Here is a 26,496-nt window from a genome sequence, read left to right as displayed (position 1 = left end):
GAGCCCGCTGGCACAGCCCTGGCCGATCGTCGGCGGCAACACGATCTCGGCGCTGGTCGGGGTGGCCGTGGCGCATATAATCAGTGATCCGCTGCTGGCGGTGGGACTTGCCGTATCCCTGGCGATCCTGGCCATGTCGCTGACGCGCTCACTACATCCGCCGGGCGGTGCCGCTGCACTGACCGCGGTCATCGGCGGTGCCGCCGTGGCGCGCGCGGGTTTCTGGTTTCCGCTTGTGCCGGTCGCGATCAATGCCCTGATCCTGGTTGGTCTCGGCGTCGTCTTCCACCGACTGGCCGGCCGTCGCTATCCGCATCGTCAGGCACCGGCGCCGGTCAATGTGCACGAGACACGGGATCCGCCGCCGGGTTTGCGTGTCGGCTTTACCAGCGCCGATATCGACGCGGCGGTCGAGAAGTTCAACGAGACGCTCGATATCAGCCGCGACGATCTCGACGCTCTGTTGCGCGAGGTCGAGCATGAAGCCTTGGTGCGCCAGCACGGCGCGCTGCGCTGCGCAGACGTCATGTCGCGCGACGTGATCACGGTGACGACCCGGGAGACGCCCGAGGAAGCCCGGCGGCTTCTGCTACAGCACAATATCCGGACGCTGCCGGTTCTCGGAGCCGACGGGCGGCTGGTCGGCCAGGTCGGCCTGCGGGAGCTTGCGGCGGCACCTGCAGACGCCAAGCGCTTGCCGGTGGCCGCAGCGATCACGGCGAAGGCGGCCGATCCTGTCATGACGCTTCTGCCGCGACTGACGGATGGGCTCAGCCATATCGTCATTGTCACGGACGAGGAAGGTCACGTGCAAGGCGTGGTTTCGCAGACGGATCTTCTGGCTACCGTGGCGCAAAGCCTGGCGCATGAGACGGTCTCTTAGACGGATAAACGAGGCCTGATGCCAGGTTCAGCAAAGCCTCAAAGCCCGCAGCTGCGGTACTCCCTACCTATCTCCAGGTTCCATAATCTATCTTATGCGATCTTTGCGTGTTGGCCTGCAGGAGCGTTTCGGACTGTCCCTGATGCCTCAGAGGTCGGCGACGTGCAGGATCGTCTTGGCCGAGATTTCGGTCTCCGAGGGATAACCGAAAGCGTTGTTGATGTAAGTCACGCCGTCGATCTCCTTGTTCCGGTTCAGATGGCTGTGGCCGTAGAAATGCCTGGAGGCGCCCAGCGTGCGGATGCGGCGCTCGAGACGGTCTGTGCCGAGAACCGGAAACAGCGCCTTGTGCTTCTCCGGATAACGCGCCGGCATCAGGTCGATGCGCGGGACGAAGTGCGAGACGCTGAAGACAGCGCCGTAGTCCGATGTGTCCGGAAGCACGTTCATGGCGTCGAAGCGTTCGGCGACTTCAGCCGGTGTCAGGCCTTCCCAATTGCATTTGTAGAAATCCATCCAGCCGCGGCGGATGGTCGAATTGGGTTCGCCAAAGGAATAATCATACCAGGCGAGCAGCGGGACGATCAGCGTCTTGCCGAAGGCGACGGGGCCGGTCTCAATGCCATAGTCGCGGCAGAGCGCGTTCAGCGTCTCGAATTTCTCGAAGGAGGGTCCCTTCCCGCTTCTCGACGTCCAGAGGTCGTGGTTGCCGGGCAGGAAGAGAAGCTTGCTATAGCGCGGCACAAGCTCGTCGAAACAGGTTTTCACCAGATCGACTTCGTCGGAGAGATCACCGGCGACGATCAGGACATCATCAGTGAAGTCTGCGCGCGACAGCGCTCGAAGCCAGTCGAGGTTCTGCCGGTAGTCGACGTGGAAATCGGATCCGAGAAAGAGACGCATACTCAGGGGATCCGCTCGGGTTTTGAAGACATCAGAGCCTTCTACTGCATTTTCACGTCACGGCAAGAGAAGCGGAGGCCGGGTGCCTCCGCCGAACTGCCTCAGCTGACCACGGCGGGCAGAGGCGGGGCCGAGACCCCTTCCCGCCACTCCTCGGCAAGCCTGAGCGGCAGCGTGGCACGGATATCCTCGGCATTGGCAGCAATTACCAGCTCGTAGTCACCCGGTTCGGCGATCCAGGCGCGGGCTTGCGGGTCAAAGTAAGCGAGATCCCGGATGGTGATGGAAAGCCTTGCCGTTGATGTCTCGCCGGCCGGGATTGCGAGCTTGGCGAAAGCCTTGAGCTCCTTGACCGGCCGCGGCAGACGGGAAGACTTCGGCTTCACGTAGAGCTGGACGAGTTCGGCCCCTGCCCGGTCGCCCGTGTTCGTCACGTCGATCTCGATCGCAACGCCATCTTTGCCCATGTCGAGGCTGGAGGCACGCGGCGCCGACCACTCAAAACGGGTATAGGAAAGGCCATAGCCGAAGGGAAAGAGCGGCTTGGCGCCGTCAGCATCATGGTGGCGGTAGCCGACGGCGAGACCTTCCGCGTAGACCACATGGCCGTCCTGACCGGGATAGGTCTTCGGGTCGCCCGTGATGGCGGCGTTGTCGGTCAGGCGCTGCGGGAAGGTCTGCGGCAGGCGGCCGCCGGGTTCTGCGTCGCCGAACAGCACATCGGCGATGGCATTGCCGGCCTCCTGGCCCGGATACCAGGCCTGGATGACGGCCGAGACCTTGTCGAGCCAGGGCATTTCGACCGGGCCGCCTGTCTGCAGGACGACGACGGTGCGTGGGTTCACCGCGGCGACCTTCTCGATCAGCTCTTCCTGGCGACCGGGCAGGCGCATGTCGGGCAGGTCGAGGCCTTCCGTGTCCCACTCCCCTTCCCGGCCGACAACAAGGATGGCGACGTCGCAGGTCCGGGCCTGCTCCACGGCCTCGGCAATGGCCGCATCCGTGGTCGGAAACTCTGCGCCAAAGCGCACGGCACGGATCTCGATGCCCTCATAGCTTTCCGACATGGCGCGGTAGTCGACGCGGATATCGTAGGTCCGGCCGGCTTCGAGGGGCTTTTCCACCCGGACTTCCGTGTTGCCGAGACCGAAGAAATTGTCCCCCTTCGCCCAGCCGGTTTCGCCGTCGACCAGCAGTTCGTCGTCGACATAGAGCATGGCGAAACCTGCATTGGTGAGGCCGAAGACGTGGGAGCCTGTTTCCTCGGCGCGCAAACGGGTGCTGATGCGGGCGGAGAAGTTACGAGGGTCGAGCGAGGCGTCCGGCATGTCGAGCCAGAAGAACTGGCTTTCTTCAGCCGAGGCGCGCTGCACGACAGGGCCGGACCAATCGCGGCCATGGAAGAATTCGACCTCGACGTCGCCGCGGATCATCTGGGTCAGGCGGTTGTTGCGGCAGGCCTTCAGATGCACGACGCGGTTGGTGCCCGACAGCGCGTTCTGGATGCCTTCGAGCGGGCTCACCTTGTAATGGGCGTTGATCTGGGCACTGCCGCCGCCCATTACCCGCGGTTCGGCGGCATTGGGGCCGAGGACAGCGATGCGGTCGAGGGCCGACTTGTCGAGCGGCAGGATGCCGTCATTCTTCAGAAGTACCATGCCGTCTGCGCCGAGCTTGCGGATGAGCGCGCGGTGCTCGGGGCGATCGGCGGCCTTCTCGTCTTCCATGGTGGCGTCGACGAAGGCGCCGACACGCTCCAGCAGCAACAGGATGCGGCGGGCCGCGGCCTTGACGGTTTCTGCGGGCACCCTGCCCTCGCGGACGGCTGCGACGAGCTTCTCGCCCCGGTCACGCGTGGGACCTGGCATTTCGAGATCAAGACCGCCTGTCACCGAGGCTTCCGTGGTGTGCGAGCCGAACCAATCCGACATGACGATGCCGTCATAGCCCCATTCCTCGCGCAGCAGTTTCGTCAGCAGCCAGTGGTGCTCGCTGGTCCAGATACCGTTCAGCCGGTTGTAGGAGGACATGATCGCAAAAACGCCAGCCTTCTTCACCGCTGCCTCGAAGGGCGGCAGGTAGATCTCGCGCAGCGTGCGCTCGTCGAGATCCGAGGACATGGTCTGCCGTTCGACCTCGCTATCGTTCGCCACGAAATGCTTGATGGTGGCGGCGATGCCCTGAGACTGGACGCCGTCGATATACGCGACCGCGAGAGCGGAGGTGAGCATCGGGTCTTCGGAATAGCATTCGAAATTGCGTCCGTTAAGACCGGAGCGGTGGATGTTGACCGTCGGCGCCAGGAGCACGCGCGCACTCTTCGTCTTCGCCTCCTCGGCCAGGGCCACGCCCATCTCACGGACGAGATCCGGGTTCCAGCTCGCACCGAGGCCGATTGCTGCCGGGAAGCAGGCCGATCTCACGCCGCCGACCAGCGATCCACCGCCGCGCGCGCCATTCGGACCGTCGGTCACCTTGATCTCGGGAATGCCGAGCCGCTCGACCGCCACCGTCGTCCAGAAATCCGCGCCGGCGAGCAGGCTCACCTGCTCCTCGAGTGTCATTCGGTCGAGCAGGTCATCGATCATAGGCAGGGCTCCTCATCCGGCCGTCGCATCAGTCCGGGCATCGTCGCGCGGCAAGGCAGTGGCCAACTTTTGATATCTGCTTTTAAGCGGCTTCACCCATGCCTTGTCCAGCCCAGGGCTGGGGCGTGATGGCGCTTTCACTCACGATATCGCGATCAGTGACATGAAACCGTCATGGGGTCTTTCCGCCGCGCCGAATCGGCCTATCCTTCTATTTCGACTTCCTGAAACAAGGGGATGATGCGCATGCGGATTGCAATTGCCCTGTCACTCATGGTCGGCCTCTTCGCTGCGCCGGCACTTGCTCAACAGGATGTAAAGGCCGAGGCCGCAGGTCTCGCCAAGGATGTGATCGAGCAGCAGATCACGGCCTTCCTCAACGACGATGCGACGACCGCCTATTCCTTCGCGTCGCCGGAGATCAAGTCGGTGTTTCCCAATGCCGAGCGCTTCTTCGAGATGGTCAAGAAGAGCTATGGCCCGGTCTATCGGCCCGGCAATTATGCCTTCGGGCGCAATCAGGTCTCGCCCGATGGCACCGTTGCCTATCAGGAGGTGCTGATCTCGGCGCCTGACGGCAAGGATTGGGCCGTCTATTACGAGCTGAAGCGCCAGCGTGACGGGCAATTTGCCATCAACGGCGTGCGCATGATGCGCGAGACCAACAGCCAGGGCATCTAATCGAAAGGGCAGGATGCTTGAAGCGCCCTGCCCCTCAAGACTTGAAATCAGACCGGGTCGATGTCGCCGCGGTTCCACATCTCGATGGTTTCCGCCTTGAAATCCTCGAAGCGGTTTTCCGCGATCGCCTGGCGGATGCCCTGCATCAGTTCCTGATAATAGCTGAGATTGTTCCAGGAGAGCAGCATGCCGCCGAGTGCTTCGTTTGAACGCACGAGATGGTGCAGATAGGCGCGGGAATAGTCTCGCGTCGCCGGGCAATTCGACTGTTCGTCGAGCGGGCGCATGTCTTCGGCATGGCGGGCGTTGCGGATATTGACCTTGCCGCGCCGGGTGAATGCCAGGCCATGTCGACCGGAGCGGGTCGGCATGACGCAGTCGAACATGTCGATGCCTTCGGCGACCGACTTTAGGATGTCATCGGGCGTGCCGACGCCCATCAGGTAACGCGGCTTCTCGGTCGGTAGCACCGGCAGCGTGATGCGCAGCATGTCGAGCATGACGGCCTGCGGCTCGCCGACGGCGAGACCGCCTACGGCGTAACCCTTGAGGTCCAGCTGCTTCAGGCCTTCCGCCGAGCGGATGCGCAGATTGGGCTGGTCGCCGCCCTGGACGATGCCGAACATGGCCTTGCCGGGCTGGTTGCCGAAGGCGACGCGGCAGCGCTCGGCCCAGCGGAGCGACAGCTCCATGGCGCGTTCGATTTCGCGCGGCTCCGCGGGCAGCGCCACGCATTCGTCGAGCTGCATCTGGATGTCGCTGTCGAGCAGTCCCTGGATCTCGATCGAGCGTTCCGGCGACATGTGGTGGAGGGAGCCATCAACGTGGCTCTTGAAGGTGACGCCCTGCTCGTCGAGCTTGCGCAGGCCGGACAGCGACATGACCTGGAAGCCGCCCGAATCGGTCAGGATCGGGCCGGGCCAGCGGATGAGTTCATGCAGACCGCCGAGGCGGGCGACCCGTTCCGGGCCGGGGCGCAGCATCAGGTGATAGGTGTTGCCGAGGATGATATCGGCGCCGCCTTCCTTGACCTGGTCGAGATACATGGCCTTAACCGTGCCGACGGTGCCAACAGGCATGAAGGCGGGCGTGCGGACCGTGCCGCGCGGCATGGTGATCTCGCCGAGGCGGGCCTTGCCGCTGGTGGCCTTCAGATTGAATGTGAAATTCTCGGACATCGGTCAGTCGTCTTTCCGGAAGAGCAGGCTGGAATCACCGTAGGAATAGAAGCGGTAGCCGGTTTCGATGGCGTGGGCGTAAGCGTTCCGCATCGTGTCGAGGCCGGCAAAGGCGGACACCAGCATGAAGAGCGTGGATTTGGGCAGGTGGAAATTGGTCATCAGCATGTCGACCGCCTTGAAGCGGTAGCCGGGCGTGATGAAGATGCCGGTGGCCCCCGACCAGGCAGGGATGTGGCCAGTCTCCTCGGCGGCACTTTCCAGCAGGCGCAGCGAGGTGGTGCCGACGGCGATGATCCGGTTGCCCCGCGCACGAACAGCGTTGAGAGCGGCTGCGGTCGAGGGCGAGATATAGCCGATCTCCTCGTGCATCTTGTGCTCGGCGGTATCATCCGCCTTGACCGGCAGGAAGGTGCCGGCACCGACATGCAGCGTCACGAAATGGCGCTCGACACCGGCGGCGTCGAGTTTCGCAAAGAGATCGGAGGTGAAATGCAGACCTGCGGTCGGCGCGGCGACGGCGCCCTCCTCGCGGGCATAGATGGTCTGGTAGTCGGCGCGGTCCTTTTCGTCTTCCGGCCGCTTGGCGGCGATATAGGGCGGAAGCGGGATATGGCCGACCGTGGCAATCGCCTGATCGAGATCAGGGCCCGAGAGGTCGAAGGCGAGCTCGATCTCGCCAGCTTCCCCCTTTTCGGCGACGGTCGCGGCGAGGGAGCCCATCAGGCAGGCAGCGCTGTGCCCCTGCCCCGCGCCGAAATCGATGCGGTCGCCGGTCTTGATGCGCTTGCCGGGCTTGGCGAAGGCCTTCCATCTGGAGGCGCCGACGCGCATGTGCAGCGTGCAGGAGACGGCGATCTCTTCCGCACCTTCGCGGTGGCGGATGCCTTCGAGCTGGGCCGGGATAACCTTGGTGTCGTTGAAGACGAGCGCGTCGCCGGGCCTCAGGAAGGACGGCAGATCAAAGACATGATGGTCTTCGAGCACGGGATCGGCATCGGGGCGTACCACCAGAAAACGGGCATGGTCGCGCGGGCTTGCGGGCCTCAGCGCGATGTTTTCATCCGGCAGGTCGAAGTCGAAGAGATCTACACGCATGGAAATCGGATCTGTTGTGGCGAGGGACTAAACGCGAAAACCCGCCCGGGTGCCAGGCACCGAGGCGGGCTTGTGGTGTGGCTTTAAGCCGATCAGGCGTCGGCGGCAACCTTCATCGAGACGATCGAATCGGGATCCGCCACGGGCTCGCCCTTCTTGATCTGGTCGATGACGTCCATGCCTTCGATGACCTGGCCCCAGACGGAGTACTGCTTGTTCAGCCACGGCGCGTCGGTGAAGCAGATGAAGAACTGGCTGTTGGCCGAGTTCGGGCTCTGCGAGCGGGCCATGGAGCAGGTGCCGCGGACATGCGGGGTGGCCGAGAATTCAGCCTTCAGATCCGGCTTGTCGGAGCCGCCCATGCCGGCACGGCCGGGGTTGAAGCTGTCGCCGCCCTTCTTGCCGAACTTCACGTCGCCGGTCTGGGCCATGAAGTCTGCGATGACGCGGTGGAAGACGACGCCGTCATAGGCGCCTTCACGCGACAGTTCCTTGATGCGTGCGACATGGCCGGGGGCCAGATCCGGGAAGAGCGCGATGACGACCTTACCCTTGGTGGTTTCCATCAGGATGGTGTTTTCCGGATCCTTGATCTCGGCCATGGTGTTTCTCCTTGGTTGGGGCTTGTCGCCCGGTAGATATCAGTTGCGACCGACGGTGACCTTGACCATGCGGTCGGGGTCGCTGACTTCGCCGTTGCCGCCTTCGCCGCGCTTGATCTTGTCGACATATTCCATGCCCGACACGACCTTGCCGACGACCGTGTACTGGCCGTTCAGGAAGCCGCCTTCGGCGAACATGATGAAGAACTGCGAATTGGCAGAGTTCGGATCCTGGCTGCGCGCCATGCCGACCGTGCCGCGCTCGAAGGGGACGCTCGAGAATTCGGCCGGAAGATCCGGCAGGCTCGAGCCGCCGGTGCCGGCGCGCTGCGGGTCAAAGCCGTTTTCCATGTCGCCGAACTCGACGTCGCCGGTCTGGGCCATGAAGCCCTCGATGACGCGGTGGAAGGCGACATTGTCGTATTCGCCCTTGGCAGCGAGATCCTTGATCTGGGCAACGTGCTTGGGCGCGACATCCGGCATCAGCTGGATCACGACCGGGCCATCCTTCAGCTGGATGGTCAGGAAGTCCTCGTTGGACTGAGCCTGGGCAGTGCCGAAGCCGGCGATGGCCAGCAGCAAAGCGGTTGCGAGTTGGACGAGCTTCATGATCACTCCCGTTTTTTGAGATCTGCGGCTCAGCGGCCGTATCTGGAATTGAGGGCGGCCAGCACCGGCGCCGGTACGAAGGCGCTGACATCGCCGCCCATGGCCGCGATCTGGCGGACCAATGTGGCGGTTATGGGCCGGGAGGCGGTCGCGGCCGGCAGGAAGACGGTCTGCACCTCGGGCGCCATGGTGGCATTCATGCCGGCCATCTGCATCTCGTAATCGAGATCCGTGCCGTCGCGCAGGCCGCGCAGCATGATGCGGGCGCCATGGCGGCGGGCGGCGTCGACGGCGAGATCGGCAAAGGACACGACCTCGAGATCCCCTGCCCGCTCCGGCAGCACTTCCTTGAGGCAGGCCCTGATCAGGTCGGCCCGCTGCTCATAGGAGAAGAGCGGCGTCTTTCCGGGATGCGTGCCGATTGCGACGACGAGGCGATCGACGATGTTCATCGCCTGCACGAGCACATCGAGATGACCATTTGTCATCGGATCGAAGGAGCCAGGATAAAAAGCCGTCGCCATGAGAGCCCGTTCTGAGGTTTCGACCGCCTTTTGTCATGGACAGCCGGATATCGCAAGCGTGCAACTGCCGCGGCACAGTCACCATTTCGCCGGTTCTCCGCCGCGCTTTTGCGCTGAACCGCAGATGAACGGCCTATTCAAGGCTGCTTCAGCCGGAGAGACCTAAACCTTTAATCGTTGCACAACCCGCCAATCCAAAAGGTCGTTCCATGCTGGTTCTCCTCATCGCAATTGCCATCGCTGCCTCGCTCTTGATCGAGCTCGGATTGATGGTCGTGCGGGACCAGATGGAGGAGCAGCACTTCCTTCGCGAAGATGAACGCCAGATGAACGGAGCGTTCAAGAGGACTTCAGGCGGTGCTTGGTAAACATCTTCCTACACTGTGCGGGAACTATTTCCGCATGCAAGCATTTTACGGCTGCGAATGCCGGCACGCAAAGGACTAAAGCAATGCATGACAAGGTTACCCTGATCAACCTCGTATGGATGATGATGATGACTGCCATGGTTGCCACCTCCGCAACCTTTTACATCAAAGACAGCGGTGACGCTGCTTTCTACGGCCCCCCGATGACCGCCCGCTATCACAGCTTCAGTCACTGATCGGACTTCGGAATTCGCCGCTGGAAACGCAACACAACGCTGAGAAAGAAAGGAAAAGCCATGTTTATCACCCTGTCGGTTCTGGCTGCTCTCATCAGCGGCATGTTCGTTGCCTCGGTCGCTTCGACGATCACGGCGCTCAAGCGCGAAAACGACGATTTCCGGGCCATGATGGAACGCCGCAAGGCATTCTGAGACCCCTTTTAAAGGCGGTCACAGTCGGTGGATCCACACGCCGGCCCCAATCAAGACCGCCACGACAAGACCACATCGAACTTGATGCAGACCTCCAGCAAAAAGCCCGCGCGGACAATGTCCGGCGGGCTTTTCGTTTGGATCACTCGATGTTTGAGGCAGCCTCTGAGGCAGCCCCAGATCATTCCGTTGCAGCGTCGCCATCGGCCTCGGGTGCCGGGGATGCAGCCCCCTCACCTTCTGCGCCTTCGACGGCTTCCACCACTTCCTCATCGTTTTCAGGCTCGCTGATGCGTTCGACGGACACGACCTTTTCGTCCTTGGCCGTCGAGAAGATCGTCACGCCCTTCGTCGCGCGGCTCGCGATACGGATACCGTCGACGGGAACGCGGATGAGCTGACCACCGTCGGACACCAGCATCAGCTGGTCCTTGTCCTCGACCGGGAAGGCAGCGACGAGTTCGCCGATCTCTGCGGTCTTCGAGGTGTCGGTGGCGCGAATGCCCTTGCCGCCACGGCCCGATGTGCGGAAGTCGTAGGACGAGGAGCGCTTGCCGAAGCCCTTTTCCGAGACGGTGAGGACGAACTGTTCGCGGGCCTTCAGCTCCTGATACAGGTCTTCCGGCAGCTCGCCTTCCGCACCCACATCTTCGCCGACCAGAGCGATGTCTTCCTCATCGACACCCATGGCGCGACGTTCGGCGGCCGAGCGCTTGAGATAGGCGGCGCGCTGCCACGGCTCGGCATCGACATGGGCCAGGATCGTCATGGAGATCAGGCGGTCGCCCTCGGCCATGGTCATGCCACGCACGCCGATCGAGTTGCGGCCGGCAAAGACGCGCACTTCATCGACCGGGAAGCGGATGGCCTGGCCAAGTGCCGTCGTCAGGAGCACGTCGTCGCGATCCGTGCAGGTCTCGACGCCGAGGATCTGGTCGCCCTCTTCCTCGAGCTTCATCGCGATCTTGCCGTTGCGATTGACCTGGATGAAGTCCGACAGCTTGTTGCGGCGGACCGTACCACGGGTCGTCGAGAACATGACGTCGAGGTTTTCCCAGCTCGTCTCGTCCTCAGGCAGCGGCATGATCGAGGTGATGCGCTCGCCGGGTTCCAGCGGGAACATGTTGATCATGGCCTTGCCGCGCGAGGTCGGGGTGCCGATCGGCAGACGCCAGACCTTTTCCTTGTAGACGATGCCGCGCGAGGAGAAGAACAGAACCGGCGTGTGCGTGTTGGCAACGAAGAGACGGGTTGCGAAATCCTCGTCCTTCATCGCCATGCCGGAGCGGCCCTTGCCGCCACGACGCTGGGCACGATAGGTCGTCAGCGGCACGCGCTTGATATAGCCGGCATGGGAAACGGTCACGACCATTTCTTCGCGGGCGATCAGGTCCTCGTCGTCCATGTCAGGACCGCCGTCGACGATCTGGGTGCGGCGCGGGGTGCCGAATTCGTCGCGGATCGCGGCGAACTCGTCCTTGACGATCGTCTGAATGCGGACGCGCGACGAGAGGATGTCGAGGTAATCGGCGATTTCGGCACCGATCTTGTTCAGTTCCTCGTCAATTTCATCGCGACCGAGGGCCGTCAAGCGGGCGAGGCGCAGTTCGAGGATCGCGCGCGCCTGCTCTTCCGACAGGTTGTAGGTCAGGTCGTCGTTGATGCGGTGACGCGGATCGTCGATCAGGCGGATCAGCGCTTCGACGTCCTTGGCCGGCCAGCGGCGCGTCATCAACTGCTCGCGGGCGGTGGCCGGGTCCGGCGCATTGCGGATGAGCTGGATGACTTCGTCGATATTGGCGACGGCAATCGCCAGACCGACCAAGACATGCGCGCGCTCGCGCGCCTTGCGCAGCAGATACTTGGTACGGCGGCTGACGACGTCCTCGCGGAAGGCGACGAAGGCCCTGAGCATGTCGAGCAGCGTCAGCTGTTCGGGCTTGCCACCGTTCAGCGCCACCATGTTGCAGCCGAAGGAGGTCTGCAGAGGCGTGTAACGATAGAGCTGGTTCAGGATGACGTCGGCATTGGCGTCTCGCTTCAGCTCGATCACGACGCGGTAGCCGTCGCGGTCGGATTCGTCACGCAGATCGGAGATGCCTTCGATGCGCTTTTCGCGCACGAGTTCGGCCATCTTCTCGATCATCGTCGCCTTGTTCACCTGATAGGGGATTTCGGTGATGATGATCTGCTCGCGGTCGCCGCGCATCGGCTCGACGCGGGCCACGCCACGCATGACAACCGAACCCCTGCCCGTCTCATAGGCCGACTTGATGCCGGAGCGGCCGAGGATCATGGCGCCGGTCGGGAAGTCCGGACCCGGGATGATCTGCATCAGTTCCGGCAGTTCGATGGCCGGGTTGTCGATGAGCGCGGTGCAGCCGTCGAGAACTTCGGTCAAGTTGTGCGGCGGAATGTTGGTCGCCATACCGACGGCGATGCCGCCAGCGCCGTTGACCAGCAGGTTCGGGAACTTGGCGGGAACGACGACCGGCTCCGACATGGTGCCGTCGTAGTTGTCGCGGAAGTCCACCGTTTCCTTGTCGAGGTCGTCGAGCAGCGCGTGCGAGACCTTCTGGAGACGGCATTCCGTGTAACGCTGGGCTGCCGGCGGGTCACCGTCGACGGAACCGAAATTGCCCTGACCGTCGATGAGCGGCATGCGCAGCGACCAGGGCTGCGCCATACGCGCCAGCGCGTCATAGATCGCGGCATCACCATGGGGGTGATACTTACCCATGACGTCACCGGTGACGCGGGCGCTCTTGACGTATTTCTTGTTCCAGTCGAGCCCCAGCTCGTTCATGCCGTAGAGGATGCGGCGATGCACCGGCTTCAGGCCGTCGCGCACGTCAGGCAGCGCGCGGCTCACGATCACGCTCATGGCGTAATCGAGATACGACCGCTGCATTTCCTCCATGATGGAAATCGGCTCGATGTCGGACGGAAACTTGCCGCCGCCGGGAGTGCTTTGCTCAGTCAAATCAGGTCACGATCTCTGTTCGGAATCACTGCGGAATTTATAGCGGAACAGGCGCGGGAGCGCCAATTTTGCACCCGGTTATAAACAGGCTTTTGCGGCTGCGGAAAGGCATTTTCCTCAATATCTTGGGGCAAAAGCTTGCAAGGCCACCAGCGCTTCGGCTTTATGGGCGCCTGCACAGGAGAAAACGACGCCATGGCCATGTCCGATACGATGATCAGCGCCTTCACCACCCTGCTGGTCACCGTCGACCCGCCCGGGCTTGCGCCGCTCTTTCTCGGCCTGACCCAGGGCATGACACGGGCGCAGCGCCAGCAGGTGGCCGTGCGCGGCTCGGTGATGGGCTTTGCAATCCTCACCGTCTTTGCGCTGTTCGGCGCCAGCATTCTCGGCGCGCTCGGCATTTCCATGGGCGCCTTCCGCATTGCCGGCGGGTTGATGCTGTTTGCCATCGCCTTCGAGATGATCTTCGAGAAACGCAATGAGCGTAAGGAAAAGACGACGGGCGACGCGATCACCAAGGACCACATCCACAACCTCGCGGTCTTCCCGCTTGCCATCCCGTTGATTGCCGGTCCCGGCGCGATTTCGGCGACGGTGCTGATTTCCGGCACGATGGACGGCTGGGTCGGTAAGCTGCAGCTGATCGCCGTGATTGCCATCGTACTGGGCCTCGTCTTTGCGTCGCTCTACCTTGCCGAAAGGCTTAACCGTTTCCTGGGCGTGACCGGCAGGGCGCTGCTGACGCGCCTGCTCGGCGTGCTTCTTGCGGCACTTTCGGTCCAGTTCGTCGTTGATGGTGTGAAGTCCGCCTTCGCGGGCTGAGGAGCCACCGATGTCACAAGACGCCGTTTTCAGCCGCTGGCGATTCATTCTCAGGCAATTCAGTCGACGGCTGTGGGTCCGGGCGAGTGCGATCGGCGCGATCGGCGTTCTAGCTGCCGTTCTCGCGACCGTTGCCGAGCGCTTCGTGCCCTTCGATATCCCTGGCACGATGAAGGCGGATTCGGTCGACACCATCCTCAACATCATCGCTTCCAGCATGCTGGCGGTCACCACGTTTTCGCTGAGCGCCATGACCTCGGCCTATGGTTCGGCAACCAGCAATGTGACACCGCGGGCAACGAAGCTGCTTATTGAAGACCCACTGACCCAGAATGTGCTGTCGACCTTCGTCGGTTCCTTTCTCTACGGGATCGTCGGCATCGTGGTGCTTCAGACCGGCGCCTATGGCGATCAGGGGCGCGTCATCCTTTTCGTTGTGACGATTGGCGTCATCGCGCTCATCGTCTTTCAGTTGCTGCGCTGGATCGATCACCTGACGAAACTCGGGCGCGTCGGCGAGACGGCGAGCCGGATCGAGCACGCGGCAGAGCGCGCGATCGAGGCACGGCGCAACAATCCCTACCTCGGCGGACGGCCGCTGGTGAAGAGTGCGCGCACGCGGTTCGACGGCATGACGCCTGTCGAGGCCAATACCATCGGATATGTGCAGCATCTCGACATGCAAGCGCTATCGGCGCTTGCCGACCGGATCGATGGCGAGATCTACATGGTAATCAACCCCGGCGCCTTCGTTTATCGGGACAGCGTAATCGCCTATATCGATGCGCCGCCCGTCGAGAAGAACGAGGACATGCCCTCGCCCGAGGACACGCTGCGGGGCGCGGTCACCATCGGGCCTGAGCGCAATTTCGACCAGGACCCCCGCTTCGGCCTGGTTGTCTTGAGCGAGACCGGCCAGCGTGCGCTGTCGCCTGCCGTCAACGACCCGGGCACGGCCATCGACATCATCGGCCGCGCCACGCGGCTGCTCACGCGCTGGGCGGAGCCGATCAAGGATCAGGATCCGCAGTTTTCCCGCGTCTATGTTCCTGCATTGACCGCGGAGGATCTTTTCGAGGACGCGTTCATGACGGTGGCGCGCGACGGGGCGCAGCAGGTGGAGGTCCAGCTGCGCCTGCAGAAAAGTCTGGCCGCTCTCGCGCGTCTGGGCGACGCCGATTTTCGCGCTGCTGCCGCTCACCACTCGGCGCTGGCCCTCTCGCGGGCCGAGAAGGCGCTGAGCGACGCCGATCTCCAGCGTTTGCGCGGCGACCCCGGAAACAACTGATCGCAGCAAACATTGTTGGACTGGGAGCGCAGTCGCGCCTTGCTCGGCCGCCCGTTGCTGCAGTAGAAGCTGTTGAAGAAGCTCACTTTTTTGCCGCAAAATCGACATTTCTACGGAACAGTGGCGGCGCTCTCGGGTTAGCCCGGTGTTCCGTGATGACGGCACTGTCGAAGACTTCCGACACGGATCATCGAAAGCTCCGGGCTGCGCTCAAGTGTAGCCCCACATGCGACGCCGCATTTTGCGGCGACGTCGAGCCACCAGGAACGAACCATTTCATTCGGCGAGGACGGGAGCTCGAGAGGCGCCTGGCTGCCGCACATCCGTGCTCGCCACCAACCTGAAAGGAGTTCTCCATGAAGACCTCGCACACGGCACTCGCGCTTATCCTGGCCGCCGGCGCGCCGGCAATGGCCAACTCGACTGCACCGGACACTCAGGCATCGCAGGTCGGCGATCAAGCATCGCAGAACGCATCCGCCCAGACCGGTAAGGTCGACCAACTGAGCGCATCGGCATTTTCCCGCTGGGATGCCAACAACAATGACCGCCTGGATGACGGCGAGTTTTCACAGGGCCTGCACCAGAATTGGAGCGGCGAATCCGGTGAACTCGATCAGGCAGCGTTCGAAAACAACTGGGGCAACTGGTTCAGCAGCGAACGCCCGGAGTTCTCGGAAATCGATGAAGACTCGGATGACCGCATCTCTGAAACCGAGCTTCGGGCAGCGCTGTCCGACACGGACCTGCGCGGAAACTGGCAGGGCGCCGAGGATGGTTATCTGACGCGAGAGGAGTTCCAGGCCGGGGTGAACACCGTCGGCGACAGGAACCGCGATGGATCGCTCGATCAGGCCGAAGTCGACGCCGTCGTCTCCGTGATCGCCGTCGTGGCGCCCGATCAGACGGAAACCGCTTCGACGCAGCGGGACACTGTCGACAACACGACCACGCAAACCGGCCAGCAGCAGGCATCCGCTAGCAATCGCGCCCAGAACGACGGCGAGCTTCGAGTCGGCGAGATCATCCCGCTGCGGGACTGGGACACGGACACGCTCTATGACAACGGCTGGACGGCCGAGGCCCTGTTCGGACGCACGGTCTACGGATCGGGTGGCGAAGAGATCGGTGACGTCGAGGACCTGATCATCGGTGCCAATGGTGATCTCGTGGCGCTCGTGGCCGAAGTCGGCGGTCTCTGGGACATCGGCGACACGCATGTGAGCGTTCCCTGGGACCAGGTGTCCTTCCGCGAGGACCGGACCGTCACGATCCCCGTGACCGAAGACAATGCCGATGATTTCAGCGTCATCAACGAGTTGACGACGGGCAGCCTGTCCGAGAATGTGGCCAGCGGGCTCGATGACGAGGAACTTGGACCGCGCGTCTGGCGCGCGTCTGAACTGATCGGTGACATCGCACGCATCCGCGGCGCGCAGGCCGGCATGGAAACCGGTGACGCCCAGAACAATGCCGCTGCAACAACGCAAAACGAACAGGCAGCCGCCAAGACTGGTGACGCTCAGGGTCGCAAAACCATGGCTCCCGGAAGCCGCCTCGGCTACGGCTATGTCGAGGATATCGTCTTCCAGAACGACAAGGTCGCCGCGGCGATCGTCAACCGGGACGCCGGTTACGGCACGCGAGGCCGCTATGCCTACCCGTTCTACGGCTATGGCTACGGTTGGGCTCCGGGCAGCCGCTACTACGACCTGCCTTATTCCCGTGACGACTCCGTCACCCTCACACCCTTCGATTACGATCGGATCAACGAGGGCTGACGCTCAATTCCGGCTGACCGTCGGAATGACCGCCCGGCATGACCATGCCGGGCCGGCATGACCATGCCGGGCCGGCATCTCCGCTCCGCCAAGGAGCGACATCGGCTGCCGCAGCATGATGGCAGTCATAACCTCACACCCCAAAAGCAGGAAGGAAAACACCATGAAATATGTTGCTACCGCCCTCGCCCTCGGCCTGTTTGCCGCACCGGCACATGCCCAGTCCAGCACCGATGCACAGGACAGTTCTTCGACCGATACCACGACCACCACGTCATCGCAGTCCGGCCAGCCGTCGGCCGTCACGCAGCAGAAGCTCCAGAGCCAGCTCGAAGGCGCGGGCTTCAGCAATGTCCAGATCCTGGATGCATCCTATCTGGTGCAGGCACAGACCGAAGAGGGCAATACGGTCCTCATGGTCATCGACCCGCCGATGCGTGGTTCGGGCATGAGCGGCCAGTCGGGATCCGGGACTTCGGGTTCCAGCTCTTCCGAGAGCGGCTCGACAGAAAGCACGACCCCGTAATCGCATCCTCCCAGATCGACAAAAAAGAACGGCGGCCAATCGGCCGCCGTTTGCTTGTGTGGTGGTTTCCGGCTTCTCAGAACGGGATGTCGTCGTCGAGATCGCGCGAGAAGCCGCCGGAGGGGGCGCTGCCGCCGCGGCTGGCGCCACCGGAGGAGCCGCCGCGCGAGGGGGCCGGCGAGCCGTAGCCGCCGTCGTAACCGCCGCCGCCGTAGCTGTCTCCACCGAAGTCGTTGCCGCCGCGCGAGGCGCCGCCGCCATCACCGCGACCGCCGAGCATGGTCAGATTGCCGTTGAAGCCCTGCAGCACAACTTCGGTGGAGTAACGGTCATTGCCGTTCTGGTCCTGCCACTTGCGGGTCTGCAGCTGGCCCTCGACATAAACAGTCGAGCCCTTCTTCAGATACTGTTCGGCGACCTTGCAGAGGCCTTCGTTGAAGATGACGACCTGATGCCACTCGGTCTTTTCCTTGCGCTCGCCGCTGTTCTTGTCGCGCCAGCTTTCGGATGTCGCGATGCGCAGGTTGGCGATCGGTCGGCCGTCCTGGGTCCGGCGGATTTCGGGATCGGCTCCGAGATTGCCGATCAGAATGACCTTGTTGACGCTACCAGCCATGACACTCACCTTACTGCCGCGCCGCCGCGGCGTTCAAATTCCAATCAAATGCCACCTTATCCCATCCGCTGCAGCGATTGGGCGATGACCGGCTTAAATCCACAGCGAAAATGTTCTTTATTTGTTCTAGTATTTCTCTATGATCCTGTCAACAGAATCGAAATTCCACAACGGTTGCGCCTTGTGCCTCGACTCAAGGGCTGCGTTCACTACATAAGGACAGTTCTCCCAGGAACCGTCCCCTTCCCTTTGCCGATCAGAGCCTGACATGAGCGAACTCAAGACCATTTCCATCCGTGGCGCGCGCGAGCACAATCTCAAGGGTATCGACCTCGATCTGCCGCGCAACAGCCTCATCGTGATGACCGGGCTTTCCGGCTCGGGCAAGTCGTCGCTCGCCTTCGACACGATCTATGCCGAGGGTCAGCGGCGTTACGTCGAAAGCCTTTCGGCCTATGCCCGCCAGTTCCTCGAGATGATGCAGAAGCCGGACGTTGACCAGATCGAGGGTCTGTCGCCTGCGATCTCGATCGAGCAGAAGACGACCTCGCGCAATCCGCGCTCGACGGTTGGCACGGTCACCGAGATCTACGACTATATGCGTCTCCTGTTTGCACGCGTCGGCATTCCCTATTCGCCGGCGACGGGCCTGCCGATCGAGAGCCAGACGGTCAGCCAGATGGTCGACCGGATCCTGGCCCTGGAGGAAGGAACGCGCCTCTATATCCTCGCGCCGATGATCCGCGGTCGCAAGGGCGAGTACAAGAAAGAACTCGCCGAGCTGATGAAGAAGGGGTTTCAGCGCGTCAAGATCGACGGGCAGTTCTACGAAATCGCCGAGGCGCCGACGCTCGACAAGAAGTACAAGCACGACATCGATGTGGTGGTCGACCGCGTGGTGGTGCGCCCTGACATTGCAAGCCGCCTGGCCGACAGTCTGGAAACCTGCCTGCGGCTCGCCGACGGTCTGGCCGTTGCCGAATATGCCGACAAGCCGCTGCCGCCAGAGGAAACCGCTGCCGGCGGCTCGGCCAACAAGTCCTTGAACGAAACGCATGAACGCGTGCTGTTTTCGGAAAAGTTCGCCTGCCCTGTCTCCGGCTTCACCATTCCGGAAATCGAGCCGCGGCTCTTCTCCTTCAACAACCCCTTCGGCGCCTGCCCGACCTGCGACGGCCTCGGCAGCCAGCAGAAGATCGACGAGGCACTGATCGTGCCCGAAGCCAACCGCAAGCTGAATGACGGCGCGATTGCGCCCTGGGCCAAGTCGAGCTCGCCCTACTACAACCAGACGCTCGAAGCACTCGGCAAGGCCTTCGGCTTCAAGCTGACCTCGAAATGGTCGGATCTCTCCGAGGCGGCGCAGAAGGCGATCCTGCACGGGACCGAAGAGAAGATCGACTTCCATTATGCCGACGGTGCGCGCTCCTATACGACGACCAAGACCTTCGAGGGGATCGTGCCGAACCTCGAGCGGCGTTGGAAGGAGACCGATAGTGCCTGGGCGCGCGAGGAGATCGAGCGCTTCATGTCGGCGGCCCCCTGCCCGGCGTGCAACGGCTTCCGCCTGAAGCCGGAGGCGCTGGCGGTGAAGATCAATGGCTTGCATATCGGCCAGGTGACCGACATGGCGATCCGCAATGCGGGTGCCTGGTTCGAGGATCTGCCGGCCACGCTCACCGACAAACAGAACGAGATCGCGGTCCGCATCTTGAAGGAGATCCGGGAACGCCTGCGCTTCCTCAACGATGTCGGTCTCGACTATCTCTCGATGTCGCGGAATTCGGGCACGCTGTCGGGCGGCGAGAGCCAGCGCATTCGTCTGGCATCGCAGATCGGTTCGGGTCTGACGGGCGTACTCTACGTCTTGGACGAGCCGTCAATCGGCCTGCATCAGCGCGACAACGCCCGGCTTCTCGATACGCTGAAGCATCTGCGCGATATCGGCAATACCGTGATCGTCGTCGAGCATGACGAGGATGCGATCCTGACGGCCGATTATGTCGTCGACATCGGACCGGCGGCCGGCATTCATGGCGGTCAGGTCATCGCGCAAGGGTCGCCGCAGGACATCATGGCCAATCCGAAGTCGCTGACGGGCAAATATCTGACCGGCGAACTGGGTGTCATCGTTCCCGCGCAGCGACGCAAGCCGAAGAAGGGCCAGCAGATCAAGGTGGTCGGCGCCAAGGGCAACAATCTGAAGAACGTGACCGCCTCGATCCCGCTCGGCGTGTTCACAGCGGTGACAGGAGTCTCGGGTGGCGGCAAGTCGACCTTCCTAATCGAAACGCTCTACAAGGCGGCGGCGCGGCGTGTCATGGGCGCGCGTGAAAATCCGGCCGAACACGAGCGCATCGACGGCTTCGAATTCATCGACAAGGTGATCGACATCGACCAGTCGCCGATCGGCCGCACGCCGCGCTCCAACCCGGCGACCTATACCGGCGCCTTCACGCCGATCCGCGACTGGTTCACCGGACTGCCGGAGGCGAAGGCACGCGGCTATCAGGCCGGGCGCTTCTCTTTCAACGTCAAGGGCGGCCGTTGCGAAGCCTGCCAGGGCGATGGCGTGATCAAGATCGAGATGCACTTCCTGCCTGACGTCTATGTCACCTGCGACGTCTGCCACGGCAAACGCTACAACCGCGAGACGCTGGACGTCACCTTCAAGGGCAAGTCGATCGCCGACGTGCTCGACATGACGGTCGAGGAAGGTGTGGAGTTCTTCCAGGCGGTGCCGGCGGTGCGCGACAAGCTGCAGGCGCTCTATGACGTCGGTCTCGGCTATATCAAGGTCGGCCAGCAGGCCAATACGCTGTCGGGTGGCGAAGCGCAGCGCGTCAAGCTCGCCAAGGAGCTGTCGAAGCGCTCGACGGGCCGCACACTCTACATTCTGGATGAGCCGACCACCGGCCTGCATTTCCACGATGTTGCCAAGCTTCTGGAAATGCTGCAGGAACTGGTCAATCAGGGCAACAGCGTCGTGGTCATCGAGCACAATCTCGAGGTCATCAAGACCGCCGACTACATCCTCGACTTCGGCCCCGAAGGCGGCGATGGCGGCGGCCAGATCGTCGCCCAGGGTACGCCGGAAGAGGTGGTGAAGGTCGAGGCGTCGTACACGGGGCAGTTCCTTAAGGAGCTATTGGAGCGGCGACCAGTGAAGAAGGTGCAGGCGGCGGAGTGACTTTGGTGAGCGACACCCTGCAGCGCATTGTCCAGCTGGTTGGTGACAAGAAGCTGCGGGTTTCCGCTCATGCGCTGGAGAGGCTGCTAGGCTACCGTCTCCCTATTGAGCCCCTGATCGATGGAATATCGGGCGCCGTCCTGGTTGAGGATTATCCGGACTATTTCAAGGGACCCGCCGTGTTGGTTTTGCAGTTCGATGAGGCTGGAGAGCCAATTCATCTGGTCTGGGGGCTCCCGGCAGGTGCGCTAGAGCCTGCAGTGCTCGTGACGGTCTATCGGCCCGATCCGGACCGCTGGACGGACAATTATTCCAGGAGGAATGCTGGATGATCACATCATTGCACATGGTTCGGGAAGGCGATCTCGCGGTCGAGGTGTCCGTCGCCATGGATGACGCCGCGGGATCGTGGGGAACCAGCGCAGGGCTGGACGAAATCCGCAAATTGGACCGAGCGAGAGACGCGCTGCGACGGGGGGATCTACCAGCGGCTGCACGCGAGGGCCGTGTCTATCGACTGGTTCTGCAAGATGTCGACCAGGCGGCTGGATTTGGCGAAACCGAACAGGATGTATGGCAACCATGACCAAATCAGGCACGATCCGCACGGGCATCGGCGGCTGGACCTTCGATCCGTGGGACGACAGTTTCTATCCGTCCGACCTGCCGAAGAAGCGCCAGTTGGAATATGCGAGCCGGCAGCTGACGGCGATTGAAGTGAACGGCACCTATTATTCCAGCCAGAAGCCGGCGACCTTTGCGAAATGGGCATCGGACGTGCCGGAGAATTTCGTCTTCTCGCTCAAAGCCAGCCGGTTTTGCACCAACCGCAAGATCCTGGCGGAGGCCGGGCCTTCGATCGAGAAGTTCGTGCATCAGGGTATCGAGGAGCTCGGGCAGCATCTGGGGCCGATCCTCTGGCAGTTCATGGGGACGAAGAAGTTCGAGCCGCAGGACTTCGAGGCCTTCCTCAAGCTCCTGCCCAAGACGTTGAACGGGCTGCCGCTTCGACATGTGGTCGAGCCCCGGCATGAGAGCTTCCAGGTGCCGGACTTCTTCGACATGCTGCGCCGGCATGGTGTGGCAGCCGTCTGTGCCGATCATCACGACTATCCGATGTTTGCCGACCCGACGGCAGACTTCGTCTATGCCCGCCTGCAAAAGGGCGACGACGAAACGCCGACCTGCTATCCGCCGAAGGAGATCGATGCATGGGCGAAGCGGCTGAAAACCTATGCAGCCGGCGGTGTTCCTGACGATCTGCCGCTGATAACGAAGGAAAACCCGGCCGAGCAGAAACCGCGCGACGTCTTCGCCTTCTTCATCTCGGGCGGCAAGGTCAATGCGCCGCGAGGCGCTGTCGAGTTGCAGCAACGCATCGGCTGATCTGCTTGGCGCTGACGGTCACCAATTTGTGACATTGGCGAAACTGGACTAGGCTCGGTCGCAGAGTCGCGGTCGCGACCGCATTCTGGACCGGCATGCTTCCCTCTTTGGACGTGCGCGTCCAGAGTTCAAGAGTTCGGGGCACTTCCATGTCGGGCATCGCCGTTTTCATTCATCTGGCTGGCGCCGTCGCGCTGCTCCTCTGGGCGACCCGCATGGTTCGCACCGGGATCGAGCGGGCCTATGGCGGCGTGTTGAAGGACAAGCTGCGCCATGCGGTGGGCAACCGGTTCTCCGCGGCCTTTGCCGGCTTTCTCTTTGCCGTGGCGCTGCAGAGTGCGACGGCGGTCGCCCTGATCGTGGCCTCCTTCTCGGCGGCCGGTTATGTGCTGCCGGCAATCGGCGTGGCGACGCTGCTCGGGGCCGATTTCGGCTCCGCCTTCGTCGTTCGTATTCTGCGCTACGATCTCTCCCTGCTGGTCCCGGTGCTGCTGCTGGCGGGCACGGTTGCCTTTCGCGCGTCGGAAGCGCGCGGCTGGCGGCAGCTGGGCCGGATCCTCTTCGGGCTCGGGCTGCTTCTCCTGTCGCTGCGTCTGATCGGCGAGGCATCAGAGCCTCTTCGAGAGAGCCGTATCCTGCCGGTGCTCTTCAATTATCTCGCCAGCGACTGGATTTCGGCTTTTGCGCTCGCTGCCCTTCTTGCCTGGGCTTTCCATTCCAGTGTGGCGGCCGTGTTGCTCGTGGCCTCGCTGGCAGACAAACACCTGCTGCCGGATGCGCTGATCATTCCGCTGGTGCTCGGCATCAATTTCGGCGCGGCGATCATCGCAGCACTGCTGACCAAGAATGCCGAGGCCAATGCGCGGATCGTGCCGCTCGGCAATGTCGTCATCCGTGGCCTGATGACACTGATCGCGCTTGCAGCTCAGTTCGGCTTTGCGCTGAGCCCAACTGTCTTCTCGACGCAACCCGGCGATTCCGTCGTGCTTGCCCATCTGGCACTGAACGGGGCGGTTCTGGTTCTGGGGCTGCCCTTTGCGGGCCTCGTCGCTGCGGCTCTCGAGCGGCTTCTTGCGCGAACAGATGATCGCGCGGCCAATGACGACCGGCTTTCTGCGCTGAACATTGCCGATCTGGCGAACCCGCAGCAGGCGATTTCCAACGCGACGCGAGAAGTGCTGGCCGTCTGTGACAAGACGGAGGTGATGCTGAACGGGATCTTCGATCTGTTCGAGCGCTGGGATCCGAAGAAGACGCAGCGCATCGAGACGCTGGACGACCAGATCGACACGATCCACCGGGACATCAAGTTCTACCTCGCCCGCATCTCGGAAACCGCGCTGGATCAGGCCTCTGCCGCGCAGTGCCAGAACCTCCTGGGGGCGACGATCAAGATCGAGCAGGCCGCCGACATCATCTCGCAGAACATGCTGACCCGGGCGCGCAAGAAGAACGAGCGCAACGTGGCCTTTTCGGCGGAGGGCTGGGCGGAACTTTGCGCCATGCATAACGAGGTGCTGCAGAATGCGCATCTCGCCTTCAATCTTCTGGTGACCCGGGATCTCCAGCATGCCCGCCAGCTCGTGGCGCGCAAGGAAGCGATCCGGATGCTGGTGAAGACCAGCGAGGAGAGCCATCTGCAGCGTCTGCGGCAGGGCAATGCGGCAAGCTTCGAGTCGAGCTCGCTGCATATCGACACGATGCGTGACCTCAAGGAGATCAACTCGCTCTTTGTCTCGATCGCCTATCCGCTGCTTGAGGGTGAAGGCCTGCTGCGGCGGAGCCGTCTGGTCCAGCCTGCGGAATTATAAGCCGTTCTGTCAGTCTGGCCTGACATGAGCCACGAGATCTTCTGCCGTCATGCCCTGCCCTGCCCTTGAGGCTGTCTGGCCATGTAAGTGGACACCGGCGCAGGCAGCCTCGAAGGCGGGCATGCTGTTTGCGATCCTGGCACCGATGATCCCCGCCAGGACATCGCCGGACCCCGCCGTCGCCAGGGAGGGCGGAGCCTCCTCTTCGATCGCGGCCCGGCCATCAGGCGCGGCAATGACCGTGTCGGCGCCCTTGTAGACAACGATGCCACCGATCGCCCGCGCGGCAGCGATCGCCTTCTCGACCTTTCCCGGATCAGCCTCGGACGCGATGTCTGGAAAGAGCCTTGCGAATTCACCCTCATGCGGGGTCACGACCAACCGGGGCTCTCCACCGGAAAAGGCGGCCGAAAGTTCGCCGGCCATGTCCTTGAATGCCGAAATGCCATCGGCATCGAGGACGAGGCTCCGGCCGGCGTCTCCCAGCGTGAGCGCGAAGCGACGCGCACGATCGAGATCGCCAAAACCCGGTCCGAGCACGAAGGTGGAGCGGCGGCTGTCTTCGAGCCATGAGGAGAGCTCCTGAGCCGTATCCAGCCGCGTCAGCATCACCGCCGTCAGATGTCCGGCATTGATGGACAAGGCCGAGGCGGGGGATGCCAGCGTGACCAGGCCTGCCCCCGCCTTTAACCCCGCAGCAGCCGTGAGGCGCGCGGCACCCGTTGCGGTTTCGGGGCCGGAAAAGACGGTCAGATGGCCGCGGCGATATTTGTGATCCGTCGCGGAGACGGCCCTGTCGTGTCCGGCCCAAATTGCGGGACCGTTGACCCAGAGCCCTCCCGCCTCGCGCTCGACAATGCGCCAGGGGATACCGATGTCGAACACCTCGACCTCGCCGCAATGGAGGCGACCGGGAAGCAGCAGGTGTCCGGGCTTGCGCGTCATGAAGGTCACGGTATGGCGTGCCTTAAAGGCTGCACCCCGGACGGCGCCCGTCGCACCGTCAATGCCCGAGGGAAGATCGATCGCCAGGACGGGCAGACCCGCTTTCCCGACCGCGTCGACAACGGCTTTCGCTCCATCGGGGATGTCCCTTGCCAAGCCGGCACCGAAGAGACCGTCGATTACCACGTCTCCGGGGCTTGGATCATAACGTTCAAGCGGGGCCACCGGAAGATCACATTCCGCCTCTGCCTGCGCGGCATCTCCCTTCAGAAGGGTTACGTCCACCAGACTGAAAAGGGCAACCTGCGCGCCGCTCCGGGCCAGAGCAGCGCCGGCGACGTAACCGTCACCGCCATTGTTGCCCGGACCGCAGAGGACCACGAAACGCAGGGCCTGCGGGTAGTGGCGCAGGGCCGAGGCTGCGATGGCCTCTCCTGCCCTTCGCATCAGGCCGTAGCTATCGATGCCCGAGCGCGCGGCAGCGGCATCGACGCGGCCCATCGCCTGGGGTGTCAAAAGGAATTTGGTGTTCGATCGGTTCATGGGTCGAGGTTAGACCACAAACCATCCCGTGCGCAAAGATGCACGATTTTAGGCAGCCACACATGCCCATTTCGTGTGCATTTGCCCTATAATTAGCCCTCTTCATTCGAGATAACGCAGAGACCACAAGGGCTTACGGTGCAGTCGCCGGCATAAAAAAGATTGGCCAAAAGCGTTATTTTGATCGAAACGGGCTGGCTTTTCCGGCCATTTTGCTGGAGATTTGCCCGGTCGGACGGAGGAGGCGCTGGATTTCGCACGATTTTCGCGAAAGATTGGCACATTCCATGCATCCAGCCCGGCGGGCGGGGCTCATCCTGCTTTAATGAGGAAGCGGAGAGAAATTTTCTCATGAAAAAGATCGAAGCGATCATCAAGCCCTTCAAGCTCGACGAAGTGAAGGAAGCCCTTCAGGAAGTCGGTTTGCAGGGTATCACCGTGACGGAAGCCAAGGGCTTCGGTCGTCAGAAGGGCCATACCGAGCTCTATCGTGGCGCCGAATATGTCGTGGACTTCCTGCCCAAGGTGAAGGTCGAAGTGGTACTGGCCGACGAAAACGTGGAGGCCGTCATCGACGCCATCCGCAATGCTGCCCAGACGGGCCGTATCGGCGACGGCAAAATCTTCGTTTCGAACGTCGAAGAAGTCGTCCGCATTCGTACCGGCGAAACCGGTATCGACGCCATCTAATCGGACCCGACATCAAGGGAGGTCGGGTTTAAATCGTCAGCTCACGC

At 62.6% G+C, this 26,496-nt stretch carries 25 protein-coding genes; 15 read left to right on the top strand and 10 right to left on the bottom strand.

Features of this window, described 5'->3' with window-relative positions:
- The coding region (locus FAA86_RS12105; protein ID WP_136540870.1) for an HPP family protein at nt 1-883 on the top strand (883 nt) is incomplete at its 5' end.
- 147 nt (nt 884-1,030) lie between these two features.
- Here the strand turns inward: FAA86_RS12105 and FAA86_RS12100 are convergent.
- Entirely contained in the window at nt 1,031-1,786 is a 756-nt protein-coding gene (locus FAA86_RS12100) for a metallophosphoesterase (RefSeq protein WP_136540868.1), read from the bottom strand.
- 101 nt (nt 1,787-1,887) lie between these two features.
- Nucleotides 1,888-4,374, bottom strand: coding sequence for a glycoside hydrolase family 3 C-terminal domain-containing protein (locus tag FAA86_RS12095; protein ID WP_136540866.1), 2,487 nt, complete (start codon nt 4,372-4,374; stop codon nt 1,888-1,890).
- A 240-nt stretch (nt 4,375-4,614) separates the two neighbouring features.
- Between FAA86_RS12095 and FAA86_RS12090 the strand changes: the two genes are divergently transcribed.
- Entirely contained in the window at nt 4,615-5,055 is a 441-nt protein-coding gene (locus FAA86_RS12090) for a DUF4864 domain-containing protein (protein WP_113461408.1), read from the top strand.
- A gap of 47 nt (nt 5,056-5,102) precedes the next feature.
- Here the strand turns inward: FAA86_RS12090 and tgt are convergent, their stop codons facing one another.
- The 5 genes from tgt to coaD all read right to left on the bottom strand — a co-directional run bounded on the left by tgt (nt 5,103) and on the right by coaD (nt 9,066).
- Nucleotides 5,103-6,233 carry a tRNA guanosine(34) transglycosylase Tgt gene (tgt, locus tag FAA86_RS12085; protein ID WP_136540864.1) on the bottom strand — a complete coding sequence of 377 codons (1,131 nt, stop codon included), beginning with the start codon at nt 6,231-6,233 and terminating at the stop codon, nt 5,103-5,105.
- Between the two features lie 3 nt (nt 6,234-6,236).
- The gene (queA, locus tag FAA86_RS12080; protein WP_136540862.1) at nt 6,237-7,331 is read right to left on the bottom strand and encodes a tRNA preQ1(34) S-adenosylmethionine ribosyltransferase-isomerase QueA; all 1,095 of its coding nucleotides are present in this window, start codon (nt 7,329-7,331) and stop codon (nt 6,237-6,239) included.
- Between the two features lie 92 nt (nt 7,332-7,423).
- The gene (locus FAA86_RS12075) at nt 7,424-7,933 is read right to left on the bottom strand and encodes a peptidylprolyl isomerase (RefSeq protein WP_113377583.1); all 510 of its coding nucleotides are present in this window, start codon (nt 7,931-7,933) and stop codon (nt 7,424-7,426) included.
- A gap of 39 nt (nt 7,934-7,972) precedes the next feature.
- Complete coding sequence (locus FAA86_RS12070) at nt 7,973-8,542, bottom strand: peptidylprolyl isomerase (RefSeq protein WP_113461407.1); 570 nt, start codon at nt 8,540-8,542, stop codon at nt 7,973-7,975.
- A gap of 29 nt (nt 8,543-8,571) precedes the next feature.
- The gene (gene coaD / locus FAA86_RS12065) at nt 8,572-9,066 is read right to left on the bottom strand and encodes a pantetheine-phosphate adenylyltransferase (protein ID WP_136540860.1); all 495 of its coding nucleotides are present in this window, start codon (nt 9,064-9,066) and stop codon (nt 8,572-8,574) included.
- A gap of 209 nt (nt 9,067-9,275) precedes the next feature.
- Here coaD and FAA86_RS24590 point away from each other — a divergent pair, with 209 nt between their 5' ends.
- From FAA86_RS24590 to FAA86_RS25110, 3 genes are all read left to right on the top strand, one after another.
- Nucleotides 9,276-9,434 (top strand): hypothetical protein, encoded by a 159-nt coding sequence (locus tag FAA86_RS24590; RefSeq protein ID WP_167494955.1) that lies wholly within the window; start codon nt 9,276-9,278, stop codon nt 9,432-9,434.
- An 83-nt stretch (nt 9,435-9,517) separates the two neighbouring features.
- Entirely contained in the window at nt 9,518-9,670 is a 153-nt protein-coding gene (locus FAA86_RS24585) for a hypothetical protein (RefSeq protein WP_167494954.1), read from the top strand.
- A 60-nt stretch (nt 9,671-9,730) separates the two neighbouring features.
- Nucleotides 9,731-9,865: a hypothetical protein gene (locus tag FAA86_RS25110; RefSeq protein ID WP_281281746.1), complete on the top strand. Its 135-nt coding sequence runs from the start codon at nt 9,731-9,733 to the stop codon at nt 9,863-9,865.
- Between the two features lie 181 nt (nt 9,866-10,046).
- Here FAA86_RS25110 and gyrA read toward each other — a convergent pair whose 3' ends face one another.
- The gene (gene gyrA, locus FAA86_RS12060; RefSeq protein WP_136540858.1) at nt 10,047-12,848 is read right to left on the bottom strand and encodes a DNA gyrase subunit A; all 2,802 of its coding nucleotides are present in this window, start codon (nt 12,846-12,848) and stop codon (nt 10,047-10,049) included.
- A 195-nt stretch (nt 12,849-13,043) separates the two neighbouring features.
- Between gyrA and FAA86_RS12055 the strand changes: the two genes are divergently transcribed.
- From FAA86_RS12055 to FAA86_RS12040, 4 genes are all read left to right on the top strand, one after another.
- A complete protein-coding gene (locus tag FAA86_RS12055; RefSeq protein WP_113461345.1) occupies nt 13,044-13,673 on the top strand; it encodes a MarC family protein in 630 nt (209 codons plus the stop codon).
- 10 nt (nt 13,674-13,683) lie between these two features.
- The gene (locus FAA86_RS12050; RefSeq protein WP_136540856.1) at nt 13,684-14,961 is read left to right on the top strand and encodes a DUF2254 domain-containing protein; all 1,278 of its coding nucleotides are present in this window, start codon (nt 13,684-13,686) and stop codon (nt 14,959-14,961) included.
- Between the two features lie 356 nt (nt 14,962-15,317).
- On the top strand, nt 15,318-16,742 hold the full coding sequence (locus FAA86_RS12045) for a PRC-barrel domain-containing protein (protein WP_136540854.1): 1,425 nt from the start codon (nt 15,318-15,320) through the stop codon (nt 16,740-16,742).
- A 163-nt stretch (nt 16,743-16,905) separates the two neighbouring features.
- Nucleotides 16,906-17,268: a hypothetical protein gene (locus FAA86_RS12040; RefSeq protein ID WP_136540852.1), complete on the top strand. Its 363-nt coding sequence runs from the start codon at nt 16,906-16,908 to the stop codon at nt 17,266-17,268.
- A gap of 76 nt (nt 17,269-17,344) precedes the next feature.
- On the opposite strand, the gene FAA86_RS12035 is transcribed toward FAA86_RS12040, so the two are convergent.
- Nucleotides 17,345-17,884 carry a single-stranded DNA-binding protein gene (locus FAA86_RS12035; protein WP_113377578.1) on the bottom strand — a complete coding sequence of 180 codons (540 nt, stop codon included), beginning with the start codon at nt 17,882-17,884 and terminating at the stop codon, nt 17,345-17,347.
- Between the two features lie 268 nt (nt 17,885-18,152).
- On the opposite strand from FAA86_RS12035, the gene uvrA reads away from it, so the two are divergent.
- From uvrA to FAA86_RS12010, 5 genes are all read left to right on the top strand, one after another.
- Complete coding sequence (gene uvrA, locus FAA86_RS12030; RefSeq protein ID WP_136540850.1) at nt 18,153-21,074, top strand: excinuclease ABC subunit UvrA; 2,922 nt, start codon at nt 18,153-18,155, stop codon at nt 21,072-21,074.
- Between the two features lie 5 nt (nt 21,075-21,079).
- Nucleotides 21,080-21,406, top strand: a complete 327-nt coding sequence (locus FAA86_RS12025; protein ID WP_136540848.1) for a DUF4258 domain-containing protein — start codon at nt 21,080-21,082, stop codon at nt 21,404-21,406.
- Nucleotides 21,403-21,660 (top strand): hypothetical protein, encoded by a 258-nt coding sequence (locus FAA86_RS12020; protein WP_136540846.1) that lies wholly within the window; start codon nt 21,403-21,405, stop codon nt 21,658-21,660. Before FAA86_RS12025 ends, FAA86_RS12020 begins: the two co-directional genes overlap by 4 nt.
- On the top strand, nt 21,657-22,460 hold the full coding sequence (locus FAA86_RS12015; RefSeq protein WP_136540844.1) for a DUF72 domain-containing protein: 804 nt from the start codon (nt 21,657-21,659) through the stop codon (nt 22,458-22,460). The genes FAA86_RS12020 and FAA86_RS12015 overlap by 4 nt, the downstream gene beginning before the upstream one ends.
- Nucleotides 22,461-22,609: 149 nt before the next feature.
- Complete coding sequence (locus tag FAA86_RS12010) at nt 22,610-24,271, top strand: Na/Pi cotransporter family protein (RefSeq protein WP_167494953.1); 1,662 nt, start codon at nt 22,610-22,612, stop codon at nt 24,269-24,271.
- A gap of 9 nt (nt 24,272-24,280) precedes the next feature.
- Here the strand turns inward: FAA86_RS12010 and FAA86_RS12005 are convergent, their stop codons facing one another.
- On the bottom strand, nt 24,281-25,759 hold the full coding sequence (locus tag FAA86_RS12005; RefSeq protein WP_136540839.1) for an NAD(P)H-hydrate dehydratase: 1,479 nt from the start codon (nt 25,757-25,759) through the stop codon (nt 24,281-24,283).
- 351 nt (nt 25,760-26,110) lie between these two features.
- Between FAA86_RS12005 and FAA86_RS12000 the strand changes: the two genes are divergently transcribed.
- A complete protein-coding gene (locus FAA86_RS12000; protein WP_006727717.1) occupies nt 26,111-26,449 on the top strand; it encodes a P-II family nitrogen regulator in 339 nt (112 codons plus the stop codon).
- Nucleotides 26,450-26,496 lie beyond the last annotated feature (47 nt).

The organism is Rhizobium rosettiformans W3, from assembly GCF_004912135.1.
Taxonomy (GTDB): Bacteria; Pseudomonadota; Alphaproteobacteria; order Rhizobiales; family Rhizobiaceae; genus Allorhizobium; species Allorhizobium rosettiformans.
The sequence above is the reverse complement of the archived record's forward strand: the minus strand, read 5'-3'. Positions and strand labels throughout refer to the sequence as shown.

What these genes read in the sequence shown, in the direction of transcription:
- FAA86_RS12090 (WP_113461408.1), top strand. Translation starts at nt 4,615, where the DNA reads ATGCGCATGCGGATTGCAATTGCCCTGTCACTCATGGTCGGCCTCTTC.
- FAA86_RS12100 (WP_136540868.1), bottom strand. Translation starts at nt 1,786, where the DNA reads ATGCGTCTCTTTCTCGGATCCGATTTCCACGTCGACTACCGGCAGAAC.
- FAA86_RS12070 (WP_113461407.1), bottom strand. Translation starts at nt 8,542, where the DNA reads ATGAAGCTCGTCCAACTCGCAACCGCTTTGCTGCTGGCCATCGCCGGC.
- FAA86_RS12055 (WP_113461345.1), top strand. Translation starts at nt 13,044, where the DNA reads ATGGCCATGTCCGATACGATGATCAGCGCCTTCACCACCCTGCTGGTC.
- uvrA (WP_136540850.1), top strand. Translation starts at nt 18,153, where the DNA reads ATGAGCGAACTCAAGACCATTTCCATCCGTGGCGCGCGCGAGCACAAT.
- FAA86_RS12005 (WP_136540839.1), bottom strand. Translation starts at nt 25,759, where the DNA reads ATGAACCGATCGAACACCAAATTCCTTTTGACACCCCAGGCGATGGGC.
- FAA86_RS12045 (WP_136540854.1), top strand. Translation starts at nt 15,318, where the DNA reads ATGAAGACCTCGCACACGGCACTCGCGCTTATCCTGGCCGCCGGCGCG.
- FAA86_RS12035 (WP_113377578.1), bottom strand. Translation starts at nt 17,884, where the DNA reads ATGGCTGGTAGCGTCAACAAGGTCATTCTGATCGGCAATCTCGGAGCC.
- FAA86_RS12010 (WP_167494953.1), top strand. Translation starts at nt 22,610, where the DNA reads ATGTCGGGCATCGCCGTTTTCATTCATCTGGCTGGCGCCGTCGCGCTG.
- FAA86_RS12075 (WP_113377583.1), bottom strand. Translation starts at nt 7,933, where the DNA reads ATGGCCGAGATCAAGGATCCGGAAAACACCATCCTGATGGAAACCACC.
- FAA86_RS12020 (WP_136540846.1), top strand. Translation starts at nt 21,403, where the DNA reads ATGATCACATCATTGCACATGGTTCGGGAAGGCGATCTCGCGGTCGAG.
- queA (WP_136540862.1), bottom strand. Translation starts at nt 7,331, where the DNA reads ATGCGTGTAGATCTCTTCGACTTCGACCTGCCGGATGAAAACATCGCG.
- FAA86_RS12050 (WP_136540856.1), top strand. Translation starts at nt 13,684, where the DNA reads ATGTCACAAGACGCCGTTTTCAGCCGCTGGCGATTCATTCTCAGGCAA.
- coaD (WP_136540860.1), bottom strand. Translation starts at nt 9,066, where the DNA reads ATGGCGACGGCTTTTTATCCTGGCTCCTTCGATCCGATGACAAATGGT.
- FAA86_RS12000 (WP_006727717.1), top strand. Translation starts at nt 26,111, where the DNA reads ATGAAAAAGATCGAAGCGATCATCAAGCCCTTCAAGCTCGACGAAGTG.
- FAA86_RS25110 (WP_281281746.1), top strand. Translation starts at nt 9,731, where the DNA reads ATGTTTATCACCCTGTCGGTTCTGGCTGCTCTCATCAGCGGCATGTTC.
- tgt (WP_136540864.1), bottom strand. Translation starts at nt 6,233, where the DNA reads ATGTCCGAGAATTTCACATTCAATCTGAAGGCCACCAGCGGCAAGGCC.
- FAA86_RS12040 (WP_136540852.1), top strand. Translation starts at nt 16,906, where the DNA reads ATGAAATATGTTGCTACCGCCCTCGCCCTCGGCCTGTTTGCCGCACCG.
- FAA86_RS12095 (WP_136540866.1), bottom strand. Translation starts at nt 4,374, where the DNA reads ATGATCGATGACCTGCTCGACCGAATGACACTCGAGGAGCAGGTGAGC.
- FAA86_RS12015 (WP_136540844.1), top strand. Translation starts at nt 21,657, where the DNA reads ATGACCAAATCAGGCACGATCCGCACGGGCATCGGCGGCTGGACCTTC.
- FAA86_RS24590 (WP_167494955.1), top strand. Translation starts at nt 9,276, where the DNA reads ATGCTGGTTCTCCTCATCGCAATTGCCATCGCTGCCTCGCTCTTGATC.
- FAA86_RS24585 (WP_167494954.1), top strand. Translation starts at nt 9,518, where the DNA reads ATGCATGACAAGGTTACCCTGATCAACCTCGTATGGATGATGATGATG.